Annotated in this window: 25 protein-coding genes; all 25 read left to right on the top strand. The window is 38.8% G+C overall.

Annotated features, from left to right (window positions below):
- Window positions 1-6 precede the first annotated feature (6 nt).
- The 25 genes from IPG37_03280 to IPG37_03160 all read left to right on the top strand — a co-directional run bounded on the left by IPG37_03280 (window position 7) and on the right by IPG37_03160 (window position 19,475).
- Window positions 7-321, top strand: a complete 315-nt coding sequence (locus IPG37_03280) for a 50S ribosomal protein L24 (protein ID QQR53455.1) — start codon at window positions 7-9, stop codon at window positions 319-321.
- 29 nt (window positions 322-350) lie between these two features.
- Window positions 351-932, top strand: coding sequence for a 50S ribosomal protein L5 (gene rplE / locus IPG37_03275; protein ID QQR53454.1), 582 nt, complete (start codon window positions 351-353; stop codon window positions 930-932).
- Window positions 925-1,110, top strand: a complete 186-nt coding sequence (locus IPG37_03270) for a type Z 30S ribosomal protein S14 (protein ID QQR53453.1) — start codon at window positions 925-927, stop codon at window positions 1,108-1,110. Before rplE ends, IPG37_03270 begins: the two co-directional genes overlap by 8 nt.
- A 49-nt stretch (window positions 1,111-1,159) precedes the next feature.
- Complete coding sequence (rpsH, locus tag IPG37_03265) at window positions 1,160-1,522, top strand: 30S ribosomal protein S8 (protein ID QQR53452.1); 363 nt, start codon at window positions 1,160-1,162, stop codon at window positions 1,520-1,522.
- 12 nt (window positions 1,523-1,534) lie between these two features.
- Complete coding sequence (gene rplF, locus IPG37_03260; protein QQR53451.1) at window positions 1,535-2,206, top strand: 50S ribosomal protein L6; 672 nt, start codon at window positions 1,535-1,537, stop codon at window positions 2,204-2,206.
- Between the two features lie 8 nt (window positions 2,207-2,214).
- Complete coding sequence (gene rplR, locus IPG37_03255) at window positions 2,215-2,574, top strand: 50S ribosomal protein L18 (protein QQR53450.1); 360 nt, start codon at window positions 2,215-2,217, stop codon at window positions 2,572-2,574.
- A gap of 97 nt (window positions 2,575-2,671) precedes the next feature.
- Window positions 2,672-3,178 carry a 30S ribosomal protein S5 gene (gene rpsE, locus IPG37_03250; protein QQR54282.1) on the top strand — a complete coding sequence of 169 codons (507 nt, stop codon included), beginning with the start codon at window positions 2,672-2,674 and terminating at the stop codon, window positions 3,176-3,178.
- Window positions 3,179-3,180: 2 nt separating this feature from the next.
- Complete coding sequence (gene rplO / locus IPG37_03245) at window positions 3,181-3,633, top strand: 50S ribosomal protein L15 (protein ID QQR53449.1); 453 nt, start codon at window positions 3,181-3,183, stop codon at window positions 3,631-3,633.
- A 3-nt stretch (window positions 3,634-3,636) separates the two neighbouring features.
- The gene (gene secY / locus IPG37_03240; GenBank protein ID QQR53448.1) at window positions 3,637-4,968 is read left to right on the top strand and encodes a preprotein translocase subunit SecY; all 1,332 of its coding nucleotides are present in this window, start codon (window positions 3,637-3,639) and stop codon (window positions 4,966-4,968) included.
- Window positions 4,969-5,089: 121 nt separating this feature from the next.
- Window positions 5,090-5,842, top strand: a complete 753-nt coding sequence (map, locus tag IPG37_03235) for a type I methionyl aminopeptidase (protein QQR53447.1) — start codon at window positions 5,090-5,092, stop codon at window positions 5,840-5,842.
- Between the two features lie 35 nt (window positions 5,843-5,877).
- The gene (infA, locus tag IPG37_03230; protein ID QQR53446.1) at window positions 5,878-6,108 is read left to right on the top strand and encodes a translation initiation factor IF-1; all 231 of its coding nucleotides are present in this window, start codon (window positions 5,878-5,880) and stop codon (window positions 6,106-6,108) included.
- Window positions 6,109-6,138: 30 nt separating this feature from the next.
- Window positions 6,139-6,255, top strand: a complete 117-nt coding sequence (gene rpmJ / locus IPG37_03225) for a 50S ribosomal protein L36 (protein QQR53445.1) — start codon at window positions 6,139-6,141, stop codon at window positions 6,253-6,255.
- Between the two features lie 5 nt (window positions 6,256-6,260).
- On the top strand, window positions 6,261-6,644 hold the full coding sequence (gene rpsM, locus IPG37_03220) for a 30S ribosomal protein S13 (GenBank protein QQR53444.1): 384 nt from the start codon (window positions 6,261-6,263) through the stop codon (window positions 6,642-6,644).
- A 35-nt stretch (window positions 6,645-6,679) separates the two neighbouring features.
- Complete coding sequence (gene rpsK / locus IPG37_03215; protein ID QQR53443.1) at window positions 6,680-7,066, top strand: 30S ribosomal protein S11; 387 nt, start codon at window positions 6,680-6,682, stop codon at window positions 7,064-7,066.
- 23 nt (window positions 7,067-7,089) lie between these two features.
- Complete coding sequence (gene rpsD, locus IPG37_03210; GenBank protein QQR53442.1) at window positions 7,090-7,659, top strand: 30S ribosomal protein S4; 570 nt, start codon at window positions 7,090-7,092, stop codon at window positions 7,657-7,659.
- 57 nt (window positions 7,660-7,716) lie between these two features.
- Complete coding sequence (locus tag IPG37_03205) at window positions 7,717-8,799, top strand: DNA-directed RNA polymerase subunit alpha (protein ID QQR53441.1); 1,083 nt, start codon at window positions 7,717-7,719, stop codon at window positions 8,797-8,799.
- A gap of 2 nt (window positions 8,800-8,801) precedes the next feature.
- On the top strand, window positions 8,802-9,158 hold the full coding sequence (rplQ, locus tag IPG37_03200) for a 50S ribosomal protein L17 (protein ID QQR53440.1): 357 nt from the start codon (window positions 8,802-8,804) through the stop codon (window positions 9,156-9,158).
- 3 nt (window positions 9,159-9,161) lie between these two features.
- Window positions 9,162-9,398 carry a NifU family protein gene (locus tag IPG37_03195; GenBank protein QQR53439.1) on the top strand — a complete coding sequence of 79 codons (237 nt, stop codon included), beginning with the start codon at window positions 9,162-9,164 and terminating at the stop codon, window positions 9,396-9,398.
- A 101-nt stretch (window positions 9,399-9,499) separates the two neighbouring features.
- Window positions 9,500-10,174: an AAA family ATPase gene (locus IPG37_03190; GenBank protein ID QQR53438.1), complete on the top strand. Its 675-nt coding sequence runs from the start codon at window positions 9,500-9,502 to the stop codon at window positions 10,172-10,174.
- Window positions 10,175-10,259: 85 nt separating this feature from the next.
- A complete protein-coding gene (locus IPG37_03185) occupies window positions 10,260-10,934 on the top strand; it encodes an ATP-binding cassette domain-containing protein (GenBank protein QQR53437.1) in 675 nt (224 codons plus the stop codon).
- Window positions 10,935-10,996: 62 nt separating this feature from the next.
- Window positions 10,997-13,519, top strand: coding sequence for a hypothetical protein (locus IPG37_03180; protein ID QQR53436.1), 2,523 nt, complete (start codon window positions 10,997-10,999; stop codon window positions 13,517-13,519).
- Complete coding sequence (gene sufB, locus IPG37_03175) at window positions 13,519-14,871, top strand: Fe-S cluster assembly protein SufB (GenBank protein QQR53435.1); 1,353 nt, start codon at window positions 13,519-13,521, stop codon at window positions 14,869-14,871. Before IPG37_03180 ends, sufB begins: the two co-directional genes overlap by 1 nt.
- Window positions 14,868-15,674, top strand: a complete 807-nt coding sequence (locus IPG37_03170) for a SufD family Fe-S cluster assembly protein (GenBank protein QQR53434.1) — start codon at window positions 14,868-14,870, stop codon at window positions 15,672-15,674. The genes sufB and IPG37_03170 overlap by 4 nt, the downstream gene beginning before the upstream one ends.
- 201 nt (window positions 15,675-15,875) lie before the next feature.
- Window positions 15,876-17,768 (top strand): hypothetical protein, encoded by a 1,893-nt coding sequence (locus IPG37_03165; GenBank protein ID QQR53433.1) that lies wholly within the window; start codon window positions 15,876-15,878, stop codon window positions 17,766-17,768.
- A gap of 30 nt (window positions 17,769-17,798) precedes the next feature.
- A complete protein-coding gene (locus tag IPG37_03160; GenBank protein ID QQR53432.1) occupies window positions 17,799-19,475 on the top strand; it encodes a hypothetical protein in 1,677 nt (558 codons plus the stop codon).
- The last annotated feature ends 91 nt before the right edge of the window (window positions 19,476-19,566 follow it).

The raw sequence follows: 19,566 nt of genomic DNA, 5'->3' as shown, positions 1-19,566 counted from the left end.
TAAACGGTGATAAGTCGTATTAAAAAAAATGATCTAGTTATGGTACTTTCCGGAAAAGACAAGGGCAAGAAGGGGTCAGTCCTTGTAGTTTTCCCGAAGAATGAACGTGTTCTTGTACAGGGTATTAACATGGCAACACGTCATATGAAAGCAAAAAAGCAGGGCCAGAAGTCGGAGATCAAAAAAACTGAAAGTTTGATTCCACTTTCAAAAGTTATGTTGGTCTGTTCTTCATGTCACAACCCGTCAAGGGTGAATGTAAAAATAACAGATGAGAATGTTCGTGTCAGGGCTTGCAATAGATGCAAGCAAATTACTTAAGAAATTAAGAATTTCGAGAAAGAATTGCTATGGTAATACCACAAAAAGAAAAAGTACGTTTGCAGGACAGGTATAATAATACTATTCGCCCTGAGTTACAGAAAAATTTTGGTTTTCTCAATGTGATGCAAGTGCCGCGCATTGAAAAGATAGTTGTTAATATTGGTGTTAAAGATGCGATTGCTGATAGCAAAGTGCTTGTGCAGGCTGAAGAGCTATTGACACGTATTACTGGTCAAAAAGCTTCAAGAAGGTTGGCTCGCAAATCGAATGCGAGCTTCAAGCTTCGCGAAGGGATGCCAATCGGTGTTATGGTTACCTTACGACGTGCCAAAATGTATGAATTTTTAGATAGATTAATTAGTTTAGCTTTGCCTCGTATACGTGATTTTCAGGGCGTTTCAAAAAAACTTGATGGTATGGGCAACTATAACCTTGGAATAAAAGAAAGTTCTATTTTTCCTGAAATAGATATGAGTGTTGGACAAAAAATTTTAGGACTTAATATTACAATTCAGACATCTGCGGAAACTGACGAGCACGGGTTCAAATTATTGGAGTTGTTTGGCATACCTTTTAAAAAACAGATAAAGCGGGAACATAATGGCTAAAAAAGCGCTTATTGAAAAAGCAAAGCGAACACCAAAATTTGCTGTTCGCAAAAGAAATAGATGTGGTTTGTGCGGTAGGCCTCGAGCTTATATGCGTATCTTTGATTTGTGTAGGCTTTGTTTCAGGGAGCATGCTGTCCTTGGTGTGTTGCCGGGCGTTAAGAAATTGAGTTGGTAAGGGTGGAAGGATAGATATGTCAATTGATTTTGTTGGTGATTTTCTGACAGTGATTAGGAATGCAACGAGAGTCTCAAAGCCTTTTGTTATCGTAGCTCATTCTAATATGAGATTTGCAATAGCAAACATACTCAAAAAAGAAGGCTTTATTAACGATATCGTGGTGCAAGACCTAGGTGATAATAAAAAAGTTATTAAAGTAAGTTTAAAGTATGTTGCGGGTGAATCCGTGATTCATCAGATTGATCGTGTTAGTACTCCTGGATGTAGGTACTATTCATCGATAAAGGACGTAAGGCCAGTCATCGGTGGTCTTGGGATATCAATATTAACTACGAGTCGCGGAGTTCTTACGCACAAAGAAGCTAAGAAGTTGCAAGTTGGCGGTGAAATTATTTGTACGGTGTGGTAAGGGGATATTGGTATGTCAAAAATAGGAAGAAAGCCGATTAATATAGATGGTGTTGCGATACAGATTGATGGTCAAGCAGTGCATTTTAAAGGGCCAAAATCTGTTGGAGTTTACACATTACCCCAACCTCTTAAAGCCGCTGTTAAAGAAAAACAGTTATTGATTACAGTTGACCAGGAGGTTTCTGATAAAGCTACCAGAATGGTAGCTGATATTAACTGTTTATGGGGATTGCATCATGCTTTATTGCAAAATAAGGTATTAGGTGCATGTAAAGAGTTTGAAAAAAAAGTGAAAATTGTCGGGCTTGGATGTAAGGCTGAATTTGTTAATAAAACAGCAATCAAACAGTTGCCGAATAAAAAATATGTTATTGATCGAGACAAAAAGACCGTTGGAATTGTATTAGCTGGAGAAAAAAAATCTTTTGATTCAGTGGACAAAGGTCTCTTATTTATATTGGGTAAAAGTCATTTTTTTTACTTTGTGTTACCACAAGGTATTACTGTTGAGATTGACAAAACTGGACAAAATTTAATTGTTAAATCTATCGATCCAGTTTTGTTAGGTCTATGTGTAAGCAAAATCAAGCAGTTGCGTAAACCTGAGCCATACAAGGGTACAGGTATTCGTGAAGAAAACGAGATTGTCCGTCGTAAAGCTGGTAAAACAAAAGCAGGTTAAGGTTGCGTATGATAACACATAAGAAAGATAGAATAAGAAAATTAAGAAGAAAGTTGAGTGTAAGAGCTCGTTGTAAAAAAGGTACGGCGGACTATCCGCGAATATCTGTATTTCGCAGCTTAAATCATATCTATGCACAAATGATTGATGATGTTCAGGGAATAACGCTTGCAAGCTGTTCAACGGTGGCAATCGATTTAGAGAATGGTGATAAAAAGCACCAAGCATATCAAGTAGGGCTAACGCTTGCAAAACTTGCCAGCCAAAAAGGGATCGCCAGAGCCTTTTTAGATAGAGGAAGCGCGCGATATACTGGACGAGTTGCTTCGTTAACAGATGGTCTGCGCAAGGGTGGGCTTGGCATTTAGTGATTTTGATGTTTACAAAAAGTATAATTAACCACAAATAGGACTATGTATGGTTAAGCCAAAAAATAATCAAGAAGAAAAAAACAAAGAACAGTTAATGGTTACAAAAGATTCTAAGGATGCTCATTTTATTGATCATGTTATTGGGATTAGGCGTGTTACAAAGGTAACAAAAGGTGGCAAGCGATTTGCTTTTTCCGCTTTTGTTGTCTCTGGCGACGGCAAAGGCAGTGTGGGATTTGCTTTAGGCAAAAGCAGAGAGGTGTCACTTGCAATTGCAAAGGCTACCAATAGGGCTCGTAAGGATATGATTTCTATCCCGTTGAGAGATGCGACATTGCCTTATGCAGTGGTTGGTTATCATGGTGCATGTAAAGTGGTAGTAAGACCTGCTTCAAAAGGAACTGGCAACATTGCAGGTGGTGCTGTGCGTGCAATTATGAGTGCGCTTGGTGTGCATGATGTTCTTACCAAGGCTTTTGGGTCTTCTAACGGTCAAAATGTGGCAAAGGCAACCTTGAATGCGTTGGCGCAGTTGAGGCCTGCACTTCAGATAGCCAAAATGCGTGGAACAACGATAAAAAAGATGATTAAAGGTGAATAACAATGTTAAATTTTCATGAAGTTTCTAAAACTGTAAAAACGAGAAAGCGAGTGGGCCGGGGCGGTAGTCGCGGTGGTCAGTCTGGAAGGGGCGGGAAAGGACAAACTGCACGATCTGGTGGTTCTATTAAGCCAGGGTTTGAAGGCGGTCAGATGCCGTTGCACCGTCGTACGCCTAAGCGTGGTTTTAATAATAAAGAGTTTCAAAAAAATGTTTATATTGTAAATTTGGACCAACTAGAAAAACATTTTGGTAATAATGAGCTTGTAAATAAAGAGGCGCTTATTAATAAGGGTATTATTAAAGCAAGGTCTATTGGTACTTATATTAAGATATTAGGTGATGGTCATTTATCAAAAAAGTTGAATATAGTTGTAGATGCGTGTAGCCAAAAAGCAAGAACTGTAATAGTTTCTGTTGGTGGTACAGTGACTTTGGAAGCAAAGAAGGAGTAAGCTGTGGTACTGCTTAAGAATTTCGTCAATATGTTTTTTATTCCAGAATTGCGTAAGCGGTTGTTTTTTACTGTTGGCGTAATTCTAGTAATACATAGATTGGGTAGTTATATACCTATTATTGGTATTGATATAGAACGACTTAAATTTTTTATGAATCAGCCATCGGCACTCGGTGGAATATTTTCTTATTTCGATCTTGTATCTGGTGGAAATTTAAGGCAGTGTACACTGTTTGCGCTTGGCATACAACCTTATATTACCGCAAGTATTGTGATGCAGTTTTTGACGTTGTCTGTACCGTGGCTTGAGGCTCTTGTAAAAGAGGGTGAGTACGGTCGCAAAATGGTGAATCAATATACGCGTTATCTGGCGATACTAGTAAGCATTGTGCAAGGTATAGGTTTTGCTGTCTTTGTAGAGCGATATGAGCTTGCTTTAGATCCGGGATGGTCATTTAGGTTGTTATTTCTTCTGTCGGTTATGGTTGGTTCTTTTTTTGTCATGTGGCTTGGTGAACAGATATCTCTTTTTGGTCTTGGCAATGGAAGTTCAATGATCATTTTTGCGGGTATTGTTGCTCGTTTTCCTGATGATATCATTAAAATCATTGGTGCGGTTTCTGAAGGGTATATGAACCTATTTGCTGCGTTGATATTGTTTGTAATTATTATGTTTATCTTTGGTTGTATTGTTTTTCTTGAAAAAGGTGAACGAAAGATTGCAGTACAGTATTCGCGCCGAATGGTTGGGAATCGTTTTTTTGCTGGTCAATCGACCTATATTCCGTTTAAGATAAATACGGCTGGTGTTATGCCGGTTATACTTTCTTCGGTCATGGTGAACATTCCCTTGTACGTTGCAACTTTTTTGAGTACCTATTTTACATTTTTTAAATGGTTTGCAGAAATATTGGTTCCAGGGGGTATTTTGCATAGCGTGTTAACATTTATATCTATCATTGTCTTTACTTTTGTGTATACTGCAATACAGTTTAATCCTGACGAACTTGCTGATAATATAAAAAAGAGTGGCGGATTCCTCCCAGGATTGCGTCCGGGGAAAAAGACAGCTGATTTTTTTAATTTTATTTTAACAAGAATAGGCCTTGCGGGTGCAATTTATTTAGCATTTTTGGCTTTGTTGCCTAATATTGTAAGAGTGGTTTTAGATATCCCTTTTTACTTAAATGGAATTTTAAGTGGTACTGCATTACTTATTGTTGTTGGTGTTGCCATGGATACAGCCGCTCAGATTGAGGCTTATTTAATAGAGCATCGATATGAAGGTTTTTTGCGATCTAGTAAAATAAAAAACACGATAACTAGGCAGTAGTAATAAGAATTTGACGTAGCTTTTGTTGTTAATTTTGTTACAATATAATTATACAGGTACAGCTGTTGTAAGGGTTGTTAGATTTTGGCGTATGTATTTTTTGTCTATTGGTTGTATATTTGTGATACATATAAAAAATAAAATTGCTATTGAAAAGATGAAGGCAGCGGGCATCGCTCTGGCGCATATTTTTGATACATTATCTTCCTTCATAGAAGTGGGCATGTCTACCGCACAAGTTGATGGTTGGATAGCAGCTGAGTTAAAAAGAAATAATATGGTATCGCAAAGCAAGGGCTACCATGGGTATGCTCATGTAAGTTGTATATCGATTAATGATGAGGTAGTTCATGGGGTTCCAAGAAACGATAAAGTTATTGCTGAGCATGATCTTGTAAAGGTTGATGTATGTGCAGCTCTTAATGGCTTTTGTGCGGATATGGCACGACCTTATGTGATGGGTGTTCCAGTAGAATCAGTGGTTGCTTTAAAAAAAGCGAGCCAGGATGCTTTGCAAGCGGGAGTAGATAAAGCGGTTGTGGGTAACAGGTTATACGATATATCTGCGGCTGTGCAAGCTGTAGCTGATAGTTATGGATTTGGCATTATACGTGATTTTGCAGGTCATGGTATAGGTAAAAGAATGCACGAGGCTCCGGATGTTCCAAATTATGGACAGGCTGGCACAGGTCCTGTCTTGCGTGAGGGTATGGCTTTTGCAATTGAACCTATGTTTGCAGTTGGCAGTTATAAGGTGAAAATAGATAAGGATGGTTGGACAGCTCGTACTGTTGATTCTAGTTTGGCCATGCATATTGAAGATACGGTGATAGTTTTGAATAGTGGTCCTTATGTGACAACGCGTCTTATGTAATACGCATGTGAAATTCTAATTTTAATGAGCGGGCTATGAAAAAAAATGATATAATAAAAATTGATGGTGTTGTGAAGGAAACTTTGCCTAATGCGATGTTTAAAGTTGAGATCGAAGGTGGACATGAAGTTCTAGCGCATGTTTCTGGTAAAATGAGAATGTTTTATATCCGTTTATTACCTGGTGATAAGGTCGCGTTAGAGCTTTCACCTTATGATTTAACAAGAGGGCGGATTGTACTTAGGTATAAAGAAGAAAGAAGTTAAGCAAAACTTAGTTCCTGTTAGGGTTTAAATATGAAAATAAGAACTTCTGTAAAGAAGATGTGCAACGATTGCCGTATAATAAAGCGTAAAGGAATCGTTCGTGTTGTGTGTCAAAAAGAGCCAAAACATAAACAACGTCAAGGGTAAAAAGCATGGTAAGAATAGAAGGTGTACCATTACCACAGGGTAAGCGAATTGAGTATGGTTTGACTTATGTCTATGGTATTGGTCTTAAGTCTTCTCAAGATATACTAAAAAAGCTTCAAATCAGTTTTGATAAACGAGTAAAAGATCTGACTGACCAGGAGGCCGCGGCGATACAAAAAGAGATTAGTGCACATTATAAGGTTGAGGGTGAGTTGCGCAAGGAGATAGCTCTTAATATACGTCGTTTGCAAGAAATTGGTTCGTATAGAGGATTGCGACATAAGCGCGGACTGCCGGTACGTGGACAGAGAACCAAAACAAATGCTCGTACACGTAAGGGACCTAAGAAAGCGCCTGTGGCATTGAAAAAGAAGGTTGCTAAAAAATAAAGCGTAATTTTGCATAAGATAGGTAGAAGGATAAAATGGCCTATAAAAAGAAAAATAAAAAAATTAAAATGAAGGCAGAAACAGTTGTTGCACATGTGCGGTCAACCTTCAATAATACGATGGTTTCTGTGACGACTACATCGGGCGATGTACTCATGCAGTCAAGCTCTGGTAGATTAGGTTTTAAGGGTTCGCGTAAGGGAACGCCATTTGCCGGATCTCAGATTGGTAGTCTTATTTCAAAAGAAGTAAAGGCTAACTATGGTGCAAAAGTAGTTGAAGTAAACAAGCAGGGACCAGGTGCGGGTTGTGAATCTTTGATCAGGGCTATACATGCTTCCGGCTTAAGAGTCTCTGTGATTCGAGATGTGACACCTTTACCACACAATGGATGTCGGGCTCCTAAAAAGCGTCGTGTTTAAAAAAGTTATTAATGCAGGTAATTATGGATAAAAAGTTGGTATCAACAGTTGAGCGTAAACGTGAAAAAGTGGATGCGCCAAAAGGTTCATCTGGTAAAAAAAAGTCAGAATATGGACGGCAGTTGCAAGAAAAGCAAAAAGTAAAACATATGTATGGTATGTTGGAAAAGCAGTTTGTGAGGTTCTTTTCTATTGCAATTAAGCAGCGTGAAGGTGCAACTGGTGAGAATCTGTTAAGTCTACTTGAGCGACGTTTGGACAATGTTGTGTTCAGGCTCAAAATGGCAAAAACGAGAGCACAAGCGCGTCAGATGGTTGTTCATGGTCATGTGCAAGTGAATAATAAGACGGTTGGAATTCCTTCATACTTGGTTGCAATTGATGATGTGATCTCTTTGCATCCTTCTTTGCAAGCAAATAAGGAATACATGGAGCATGTGGTTGAGCGTAGAATGAAAATGGGTATTAAGGTTCCTGATTGGCTTGAGCTTGATAAAAAGCATTATGTCGGTTATGTGTTGCGTAATCCCGTCAGGTCTGATATTCAGGTGCCTATTGAAGAGCATTTAATTGTGGAACTGTATTCTAAATAATAGCTACGCATATGGTGGGTGCGAGAGAAAAAGTTAAAGATGTGCGTAGGAGGTTGAATGGATAAAACATATAGACCCTTGACTATCCCAAAATTGGTGTGGGACAAAAAGACATTAACTCAAACGTATGGTGAGCTTGTGGCTCAGCCGTTGGAGCCTGGATTTGGTATTACGTTAGGGAATGCGTTGAGGCGTATTTTATTGGGTGGTATTGAAGGATCTGCGGTTACTTCGTTTATTGTTAAGGGTATTAACAATGAATTTAAAGCTATCCCTGGTATGCTAGAGGATGCATTACAGTTATCTTTGAATTTAAAAGGTATTATTGTAAAGAATTATACGGGATTGGCAGGGACTTTAAAAGTTGTTAAAAAAGGTTCAGGTGTGGTCACTGTTGCTGATATACGGGCGGATGAGCATCTTGAACTTGTCAATAAAGACCATGTTTTGGGAACGATTACAGATGATGGTGAATGTGACATAACGATGTTTGTTGAATCTGGTCGTGGGTATCAAATTGCACAGTGGCCTGCTGATAAAGCATATCAGGAAGACGGGCGCATTTATATTGATGCAATGTTTTGTCCTATTACAAAAGTAATGTTTGATGTGGAAAAGACACGTGTTGGCGAGGCAATCGATTTTGATCGACTTATTTTGCGAATTTACACGAATGGTTCGTTAAACCCATTAGATGCGTTACACTATGCTGTTTCTGTTTTGCGTACGCAGTTAGAACATTTTTTAGCTATTGCAGAGATTCCATTCAATGTTATTTCAACTCCTGTCAAGCCATCTGAAATGGTAGAAGCTGTTGCAAATGAAACTGAAAATCGTACACAGGTGCACCATCAAGATGTCAAAGACATTCCCGTTGAGCTTCTTTTAAAGCCTATTGAGGAACTTGATCTTCCACCACGTGCGCATAACTGTTTGACAATTAATGGAATTAAGCGAGTGATTGATCTTGTTAATATTAACGAAGATGCCTTGCTGGATATTAAAAACTTTGGTCTTAAATCTTTGACAGAAGTTAAAGAGAGAGTAAAAGCTTTAGGGCTATCTTTTGGTATGAATATTAATGAAGAAGAGATTGAAAATATGCTTGCAAAAAAAGATGAATCACATGAGAGGTATTAACTATGATGCATCAAAATGGTAGAAAAAAATTAAATAGAAAATCGTCTCATCGTGTGGCTTTGATACGTAATCAGATGATACATTTTATTAATTATGGATTTTTAATTTCGACAAAACCTCGTGTTAAAGAGGTGCAAAAATCTATTGAAAAAATAATCACCATTGCGCGTGAAGGGAACAACTTTAATGCACGTCGTAAAGTGCATGCGTTGTTACCATATGATAATGATGCGGTTAAAAAACTATTTATGGATATTGCACCTAAGTATGTACAAAGGCCTGGTGGTTACACACGTGTGTTAAATTTGCCAAGGCGCCAGAGTGATACGGCGCCTATTGCTCGTATTGAATGGGTGTAATACATGTCGACCTGTCAGTATGACACTGAAAAAATTGAGGCTGCACTTTTGAAGGTGCGGCCTTTTGTTTTGCAACATGGTGGAGACATTACTTTTGTCCGTTATCAAGACAGGATTGTATATGTTCGGTTGCATGGTGCTTGTATTGGCTGCCCCATTTCTGCTATGACATTAAAGATGGGTGTTGAGCAGGCCATTAAACAGGAACTGCCAGAAATTTTGAGTGTTGTACAGGAGTGATTTCTATGCATTGGTTTGAGTTTTGGAAGATAAAGACAAAGGCAGATATTTTTTCTGCTTTTTTGAGAATAATGTTTTTTTTCAGCGTGGCGGGGATTTATATGTTTTTTGTTCATTTAAAAAAAGGTGCTTCTGAAAAAGGTCATATTATTATTTTGAATGGAGCATCTGCTTCTGGCAAAACGACGGTTCAAAAGTTATTGCAAGCTCATTCTGCAAATATGTATATCACTATTGGTATTGATAATTTTTTTGATGCACTGTTACCTGCTCCAGATTTGACTGAGTTTGAGAAAACGAAAACGTTGCAGCAGTTTACCCATGATGGTATTTTGATTCGCAGTGTGACACAAGAGCGAGATGAAGATGGTAATGTTTTAGTTCCATTGAAGATTGGACCGGCCGGACAAAAAGTTATTTATGGTATGCATAAAGCTATTGCCGCATATGCGTCATGTGGTAATAATATTATTGTTGATTATATTCTGTATGATGTTCGTTGGGTTGAATACCTTAAATTTTATCTGAAAGATTACACCGTTTATATGATTGGGTTTAAGTTACCATTGGAAGCGATTGAAGAGCGTGAAAAAGCGCGTAAAACATCTCCTGTCGGACATGCGCGTAGTCACTATTTTTCTGTTCACAACGGTATGCAGTATGATCTTGAGTTTTCAGATCCGGCCATATCAGCTGAAAAGATTGCTCATGCGATTATTGAGTTTGTGAAAGATGAAAAAAAACCTGCTGCATTTTTGAAGATGTTAAAATCATGAGTTTGCTCAGTTTTTATTTCTTTTCAAAAGTATTTTTAAAAAAAATTTTGTATAATTAATTTGTGGTTTTTTGTTAAAGAAATTGATGCTTAGTATTGAAAATCTGCAACTTTGTGTCCATGAAAAAGTTGTTTTAAGTGATTTTTCCATTGCTATCAAACCTGGGCAAATGCAACTTATCGTTGGGCCGAATGGTTCGGGAAAGAGTTCGCTGGTACATTTTCTGCGGGGTGATGCTCATTATAAAAAAAAGAGAGGAACAGTTACGTTTTTGGGTACTTCGCTTGAGGCCATGAGCGTGGTTGAACGAGTACAAAAAGGTCTGTTTATAGTTACTCAACATCAGATTGCAATTCCAGGGCTTAAGGTTTCTGTCTTTTTAAAAGCTACGTACGAAGCACTTGTGGGTCAGATTGCCGATCTGGATGGATTTTTTAAAAAAATAGTAGAACTTTTTGTATTGGTCGGTTTGGATGGCTCTTTTTTGGATCGTTGTGTGCATGAAGGTTTTTCAGGTGGGCAAAAAAAGCGCTTTGAACTAGTCCAAATTCTTTTGTTGCGTCCCAAATGTATTGTGCTTGATGAGATAGATTCTGGCCTTGATGCTGCGGGGTGCCAGGTGCTATTGGCTGTTTTGAATAATTTGATGAGTGAAAAGGTTGATCGTTCAGTTCTGTTGATTACACATCGACCGGAGCTCTTTCAGTCAATGTGTAATGTGCAGATCTATCACATGAAAATTGCTAGTGAATTTACATGAGTTTTTCCTTAATTTATAACTTTTTACTCATTTTTTGTCTGTATTCGCTGAATAGTGATTGCATGGATTCTGCTGCCAGTCAATCTGTGTGTTTTGACAATGGTATATTTGGCAAAAATGGCTTTGATGTGGTAACAGATTTTGAAAACTGGTTTTTGGCAAAATATAAACAAAAAACTGAAGTTTTTATTGAATCGTTTCGTGAGATTATTAAAAAAAATAGTGGTGAACAAAGTTCTCTTGATCAAATATTAGCACAAAATCAAACAGGTTTTGGAGGAACTACTATTTTTATTGACCATCAGTTGCAAGAGCTGAAAAATGCATGTGACCAGACTAATACCAGTAATATTTTAGATGTACCATATAAACCTACAGATATAAAAAATGACTATGAACAAAGTTTATCGATGATTGACAATTATTTTAAAAAGCAGTTGCCTGTATTTCAATTTGCCAAGTTATCTGAAAATGATCTGAACAATCCAGAATTGCGAAGCAAAAAGATAGTGATGCAGCTGTTATGGGAATATACCTGGTTGTTCAAGTGTGCATCAGTTGCTAAGGATTATGCAGCAATGGTTAATCATACTATACCATCTGGGCTGCGAAGTGAAATGTTTTTTAATGCTTTTGACATGGAAACATCGGTTGACGATGTCATTCATTTTTTGAATAATAATCACGCTTTGATTTGTAAGGCGATTTTAAAATGTAAAAAATCGCTTTTTTTCACAAGTATGAATTCTGTTTTTTATGAATGGCGTTCTAGTGAACCACACTTTCGTAACGGGCCTATTTTTGAGGTAATGTTGAAGTTTTTAAAAGATCATAGCGCGAGTGTTCTTGCTTCTTATTATGTATCGGGAAAAGTTCATCCTGACAATAAGGTTAATACTAGCATTTCTACTTTTTTAAAAACTTGTAGGCCAACGAATGTGGTCTGTACCGCTGAGTATGCTGCAAAGTGTCTCTATCAATTTCATAGAAAGGAAATAAAAGATACTTTATCGACCATAAAAGGTAGGGCGCAGGATGGAAATTATGATGATCGCTATACATTTAATCCTAATTCGGATTTTTATAGGACCTTTGTACGTTTGTTGGAAGCTTATCGGGATCAAGAAAAATCATTAACGTTCTTTTTTAGGGATGCTTTGTTTTTGTTATATGATCCAGCGTTATTTAATTCTCTGTTCAGTTGCGAATTTCGATTTAAAATATTATTAGACTACCCGAGTTGTCATAGCCAAGACGATGTCCATGTGTTGAAACTTGACACGCTTGAATGTTTTGATGAATATAATGATGCTGCAAAAATTAACTTTATTCACAAGACATTTTTCAATGAATCAGGTCTGTTTCTCTGGATCTTTTATTGCAAATATTGTTTGGCTTCAAAAGAAACAAGAGAAGCTTTTTTAACATCATATAGCCAAGGGGCAGAGGTTGAATTATTTTCAGAAATTAAAAAGGTTCATACAATATTTTTGAAGCAACAGGAAGCGGTGGCTATGCAAAAGAGCTTATATGGTCAATATGAAAGCAAGAAAAAAGCTTTTTTGAGTGAGAAAGTTTCTCTTACAAAGTTGTTTGACGAACAAAAATATGAGGAATTGTTTATCAAATTAAAAAGTTCACTTGGAGAGCCATTTGAAAAGGTAATTAATGATTTTTTAAATTTGTCGCATGAGTTTCTGCTTTCAGCAGCCTGCTGGCAATCATTATTAAATGTATGTGAGGCTATTGTAAAAGATCCATTTCTGTATTTATTGTTTTCAAAAAAAATAATTACTTGTAAAGATGTTCAGGAAGTCGGAGTAGATGGAGTGCAAAGATTGTGGTTGGAGCATAAGAATGAACTGTTCAATTTTAAAGTTAATAGTTTATTGCGGATTGATAAAAAGTTACGTACATTACATAATGAGATTCAGAAACACATAGACAGTCCTCTTGATTATTCAGCAACAAGTGTTAAAAATTTATACAGTTTGATTGATGCTTTTGAAAACAGATTTAAAAATCTGGAGCGTTGCGTAGATATCTTTGAATTTTACATTGAAGAGAAAGGTTTGTCGTTAACAGGTTCTAATATGAACACGGGTCGGTCAAATGATTATAGTGATATTGTAAGCTGCTTTTTAAATTTAACTTTAACAGATGACTGTTCATGGTGTGTTGGCGATCGAATTAATCTAAAAGCTCTTTATTTATGGAATTATATGAAGCGTGACTATAATTTTAAAGATTTCTTTTGTACAGGTGATTTTTCATTATTATCAGGCCAGATTAAGGATAAAATATCTTATACAGATCAACCGTTATTATCGGATCAGATTAAGGATAAAATATCTGGTACAGGTAAACCAGAGCTGAGTGATTTAGGATTGGTTCCTGGTGGTGGCAATCAGGGTAACGATTTTTTAAAAAGGGTTGATTGGTTATTCAATAAAAAGTATGCCATGTATGGCGGTACTCTTTTTATTGCGATGATGCTTTTGAAATTAATGCATGCGCATTATTCTGCAGATAACGATTCTTTTTCGTTTTTATCTAATTTTTTATTGCTGATATATAAGGATTAATGGTGCAACAGGGCAAAAAGCATTCTGGATATCAAAAGATTGGGGTTGAGTTTATTCGTACCATTGCCCAGCAGAAAAATGAGCCTGGGTGGATGATTGAGTATCGTCTTGCGGCACTTGAACTTTTTTTTTCAATGCCTTTGTCGGCGTGGGGCGTTGATCTGTCTGGGCTCGAGTTTGATGATATCTGTTATTATCTAAAACCTTTGAATCAACAGGCACGAACCTGGCAAGATGTTCCTGAATCTATCAAAAACACCTTTGATCAGCTTGGAATTTTGCAGGCAGAACAGCAGATGCTTGCAGGCGTGGGTGCACAGTTCGAATCTGAAGTAATTTATAAGTCTTTGAAAGATGAATGGATCAAGCAAGGCGTGGTTTTCCTTGATATGAATGGTGGGCTTGCGCAGCATGAGGATCTGGTAAAACGTTTTTTTGGAACGGTGATTCCATCAAAAGATAATAAGTTTGCCGCGCTTAATTCTGCAGTGTGGAGCGGGGGCAGTTTTGTTTATGTTCCTGCAGGCGTTCAGGTGACCATGCCGTTGCAGGCGTATTTCCGTATTAATCAGCAAGCAATGGGGCAGTTTGAACGAACGTTAATTATTGCAGAGCCAGGTAGTTTTGTGCATTATGTTGAAGGTTGCAGTGCGCCGCTCTATCAGACTGCGTCTTTGCATAGTGCTGTCGTTGAACTTATTGCCTTGCCGGGTGCACACATTCGTTATACAACGATTCAGAACTGGTCAACCAATGTGTATAATCTTGTGACCAAGCGTGCAGTGGCGCATGAGGGTGCAACGGTTGAATGGATCGACGGAAATTTCGGTTCTTATAAAACTATGAAATATCCGTCAGTTGTTCTAAAAGGCATGAATGCAAAGGCGCATGTGGTCTCGATTGCGGTTGCTCACAAAGATCAGCATCATGATTCTGGTGCTAAGGTCATTCATCTGGCTCCGCATACAAGCTCGACTATTGTTGCCAAATCTCTCTGTCAAAAAGGGGGGCGGGCCTCCTTTCGTGGGCTGGTAAAGGTTGTTGAAAAGGCGTACGACTGCAGTGCAAAGACACAGTGTGATGCATTGCTTTTTGATGATCTTTGTCAGGCGGATACGTATCCAACCTTTTCAGTTGCGAATGGAACGGCGCAGGTTAAGCATGAAGCATTGGTAACCAGTATTGATGAACAGCAGCTGTTGTTTTTAGCGTCACGGGGTATTTCTGAACAGGAGGCAAAAATTATGATAGCGCAGGGTTTTCTGGGTGCTTTTATCGATTTTTTGCCGATGGAATATGCAGTTGAGTTGAACAGGTTAATACGACTTGAGATGGAAGGATCTGTTGGATGAACATGCGATGTGAAGAGTCAGAAAATGGTACACGATTGCTTTTTGATGTTACAGTTGAAGCACCGCTTCCTATTTCCTACAAAACGGCAGAGCTGTGTATTCGTGTTAAAAAAGATGTATCTGTTTTTGTTTTTGATGAGCAACAGCAGTACCTGAATCAAAAAACGGTTATTCAGGTTGAGCAGGGTGCGACCTTATTATATTTTTTCTCGCGTAATATGAGCAAAAATGTAGCCAAAACGGATGAGTTTCATATTTCACTTGCTCAGGGAGCGCAGTTTGGTTTTTACCATATTATAAATGCCAACGGTGGTCATTATACCTGTCATACAATAATAAAGCAGTCAGGCAATGGAAGTAGTTGTGCAGTGTTTAAACAGATCAATGCCTCTGCTGATTCCATCCTTTCGTATAACTTAAACCAAACACATGAATACGCCGATACAGAGTCAAAAGCGGTGGTTTTTGCAGTGCTCGATGCGCAGTCAAAGCTTTCTGTGGATGGTGGGGTGGTGATTTTGCCAGATGCAGAGCGTGCAGATGCCGCTTTTCATATAAAAGGAGTGGTAGAGTCAGCTTGCAGTGCGAATATGACTGTAAGGCCGGTCATGGAAATCGCCCCCTTTCGAGTCAAAGCGGTGCATTCAGTTGATATAAGCCCTCTGCAGACTTATTCTATCGATTATTTACAGTCCCGGGGCCTTGAGCTGCAGCTTATAAAGCCCTTATTGCTTGCTATTGTGCTTAAAAATGCCCAAAAATGCCTTCCTGTTTGGGTGGCGCCTCTTTTTTGTGATCGATAAAGCCTATTTTTAAGCCTTTTTTGAACCATTTTTAAAGATCAGATTGATCTGATCGGTTGTTTGCTGCCTTCGTGCCCCATTTTATGGCTGGCAGACGGCAGTTGACATTATTTCTATTTGTAATATAATTATAGATATACGCATAAAAAACGAGCTTCTGAGTTCATAAATACGAGGTTTTTAACCAAAATGGAGGTTGTTATGGTTATAAAAAATCGATTGTTTACTTATCATGCTATTATGCTTTTATTATGTATTACTTCTTCTTTAGAATTAGTTGCAGGGTCCCCTCTTTTGCGTAGCAAACCTAATGGTTCTGCCCCAGCAGCGCGTGCTGCTCAATCGAATAGAGCTGCTCGGCCGATGAATAATCAAAATTATGCAAGAACCAATCGTACTGCTTTTACCGCAGCACAATCAGCGCTTGCTCATAACAATCAAAGGGTGGTTTTCAATAAAGCAGCGGTTAAACCGATCTTGCCTCATATCACCCCTGTGGTGCGGCCGCAATCTGTAGTTGTAGCTCCTGTGCAAGTGCCAGCGCCTGTGGTGGTGCAAAAGACTGAAGAAAAGAAGGAAGTAAAAGCAGAACCGGCTCCTGCTGAAGATAAGCAGAAAACGGTTATAGAAGTCCCGTCTGATAAAAATGAAGTAAAAAATGAGCAGCCTGTGGAGCCTGTCAAAGAAGTAAAAAAACGTCGTCCGCCACTTAATAATAAAAAAGAAAAAGTTCAAAAGGCGGTAGCTCCTGATGATTATGAGGAGGATGAGCAAGGGTTTGATGCTGAATGCAAAAATGAAAAAAAGCAGAAAATTGTCATCGGTGAAGTTCCAAAAGTTAACCTTTTAAAGGATGCTTTGCAAAAGAATAGCAGACATAAAAAGCCTGTCGTGAATAACGGAAGTTTTGTAGAAGCAGGTAAAAATAAAAAAATTCCAAAGGTTTTTTTAAGAGAGGTTCAACCAACAAAACAGTTTGAAAATACGCAAGCACCATGGTTGTCGTTTGAACAAGATCAAGTATCAAAACAGACCCAGGTAGTACAACAAGTACAGCCGGCTGTCGTTAAAAACAGGTTTGAGCAAGTTGCAATGGAATCAGGTTTGAATTTAGGAAGATGGGGTAAAGTTCCGAAACCAGCGTGGAAACAAGAACCAACTGTTGACCGTGAACGTGTTGGTGAAAGACCTGAAGATGATAGTAAATCTGAAAAATTGGAAGGTGATGAGTTGCCAGAAGAAGGTGAAAATACTGATGCTTCTGCTGCGCAGGATACGACGCGTTATGGTTTGCGAGGCTTGGCGCAAATTCCTTGGGATATGGCAAAAGACTTGGGTGGTATGGCAAAGGATGGATTCGTTTGGGCTTGGAATGGTGTTTCTTGGAACTGGTCTCATGGAGTACTTGAATCTGAATTAATCGAAAAGAATAGAAAACTATGCCCAGCTGTGGTTGATGCTTGTAATAAAGAGTATGGCGCTATTGAGACTGCTGTAGCAAAAGTACTTGGAGAATCTAAAGCAGATGGGATAAAAAATACTACCGTTTCAACCTGTGCAAAGATTATTACGCATTCTATGGTGCTTATTATACCAACCTTGATGGCAGCCTATTTTGGAACAGATGCTCCTGTTAAAGGATTGGTGGCACATATGGCTTCTGTATTGACCATTGGATTGCTTTCTAATCAACCATTAGCAAAAGTTTTAGTTGAATCTGGAATTGGAAGTGCGGTTGGCAGCACAGCTCACCTTGTTGGTGTGCCACATGCTCCTTCAACCTTGTTAGGTGATTCCACATTGACCGGTTTGGGCAAGTTGTGGGACTCGACCGTGAAAGTTATTAATGGCGTGAACTATGTGACGCGCCAGGGTGGTTATCTGGCTATGGCAAAAAATGCTTGGAATGGTGTTGCAAAATGGACCCGTGCCAAGTTTGGAGCAGCAACTCCTTTAGATATAGTAGAGAACGCTGGACAGGCTTTTGTAGAGGGTGCTAAAAAGGTTGCGAATGTGGTGGTAGGAGCGGCAAACAATAATGCAGGTGATTCTATGTTGCAGCATATGATCAATACACCGTTTCCTCAAAATTAAGTTTAAAAGATCATGAAAATGGAGGTTGTCATGAAGAATATGTTGAAAAAAATTATAGTGTGCTGTGTGTTAGGTGCGGGACTGCACCTGACTGCAGGACCGGACAGGTTAAAATTTGTGGCAGGTGCTGCAAAGCAGAACCGTCCTGTAAAAATGGTTTCTGCCGTGCGTGGTGCCAGAAAAATGCAGCCGCATGCGCGAACCTCGTCTGCGCGGTCCAACTTTTTTAACCAGATGGTTCAAAAGCATGGGCAAATTGCACGTGCGGCACAAAAGAACAGTGTTAATCAGTTAGAAAATAAGAGTACAGATACGCAACAGGCTCCGATTGTACAGCAACCGCCAGTTATGGATCAGCCTCAACCTGTGAGCGTACCTGATCAAAAGAACCATGAACCGGTTGTGGTTGAACCGACGCAGCAGGTCCAGCAGGCAGTTGAAAAACCTGCCGAAGTTGTGCAACAACATCAACCGGTCCAGCCGGTTATTAAACAGCCTGTAATAAATCCGCCGCAACCAGCTCAGGTGCAACCGATCAAATCTGCCCAAAAGCAGGCAGTAAAACCGAGAGCTAATGCTGCTGATAAACAGCGCCAGGTAGAGCCAACCATCAATGGTATGCCGCTACTTCCTGCCAATTCTGCGGTAAATAAAAATGAACAACCTACTCAGCGAGCGGCAGTAGCTAATCAGGCTCAAAAAAATGAAAAGCTTTTTGAACAGGCACAAAAAATTCAAAATGAGAAAGCACCAGTTGAGTTACATGCTCCTGTTGTACAGCTTGTGAATGATTTTAGAAAAATGAATGCTGCTGGTCGAAATGAAATAAAGCAGCTGCTTGCTCATGATCAAGGATTGAAAGCGTTAAAAGAAGAAATGCTCGCTGAATGCAAGGATGAAGAACAGAAAGCACAACTTGCTGCACAGATAGACCAGTTGCCGGGTATTTTAAAACAGATGGATCAACAGTTATTTGAGATGGAAGCTACAGCGCAGAATGGGCAGGTTGCCCGTCAGTCGGGAATGTTGGGAATATGTAGAAAGGTTCTGAACTATCCATTGCTTCAAACAGTTTTGAGTTATGCAAAACCTTTGTTTCAACCGTTTTTGAATGTAGGTAACTGGGCTTTAAATAAAGTGTTTGGCGAAAATGTAGTGCAAGATGAGTTTGCTGAGTTTGATGCAAATTTGAAAACTGATCCGCGAAATCCTGAGGGAATAATGGGTATGGTTAAGGTGATTCTGCGTGTACTCGGTATTCCATTTACCGCTGGTGATCTGATAAATATAAAAATGTCCAAATATATTAGTAACCATTTTAATGCCAATGGATCAGCTCGTGAAGCTAATGCATGGAAAGGAATTATGGCAACCGTGCTGTGGGAGATATCATTTCATGGATTATGTCATGGATGGGAAAAGAGTCAGATTGCCCGAAAGATGGCTGAATCTGCTGTGTGTATCTCATATTGCAAATATTATGGTGTTGGAGATGTTAAAGATGCATGGTTCAACAGGAGAATTTTGGCAAGACCGATTAACTGGTTTTATAAGAAATTACCAGAGTGTGTTAAAAATGGTTGGATTGATTGGACTGTGTCAGGATTCTTTAATATTTTTAGTCCTGCAAGCGCAACATGGATGCAAGGATTGTTTGGTGTAGCAGGAATGTGTGCAGCTTTTATGGGACAACCAAAAGTCGCATAAATGTATTAAGTATGTAATAAACTGATAACAACCTCACGGGGAATGGAAACCTTTGTTTCTGTTCCCCGTTCTTTGTTATAGTATCGCTCAA

The sequence above is a fragment of the bacterium genome (assembly GCA_016699125.1).
In the GTDB taxonomy this organism is placed as follows: domain Bacteria; phylum Babelota; class Babeliae; order Babelales; family Vermiphilaceae; genus AWTP1-30.
The sequence above is the reverse complement of the archived record's forward strand: the minus strand, read 5'-3'. Positions and strand labels throughout refer to the sequence as shown.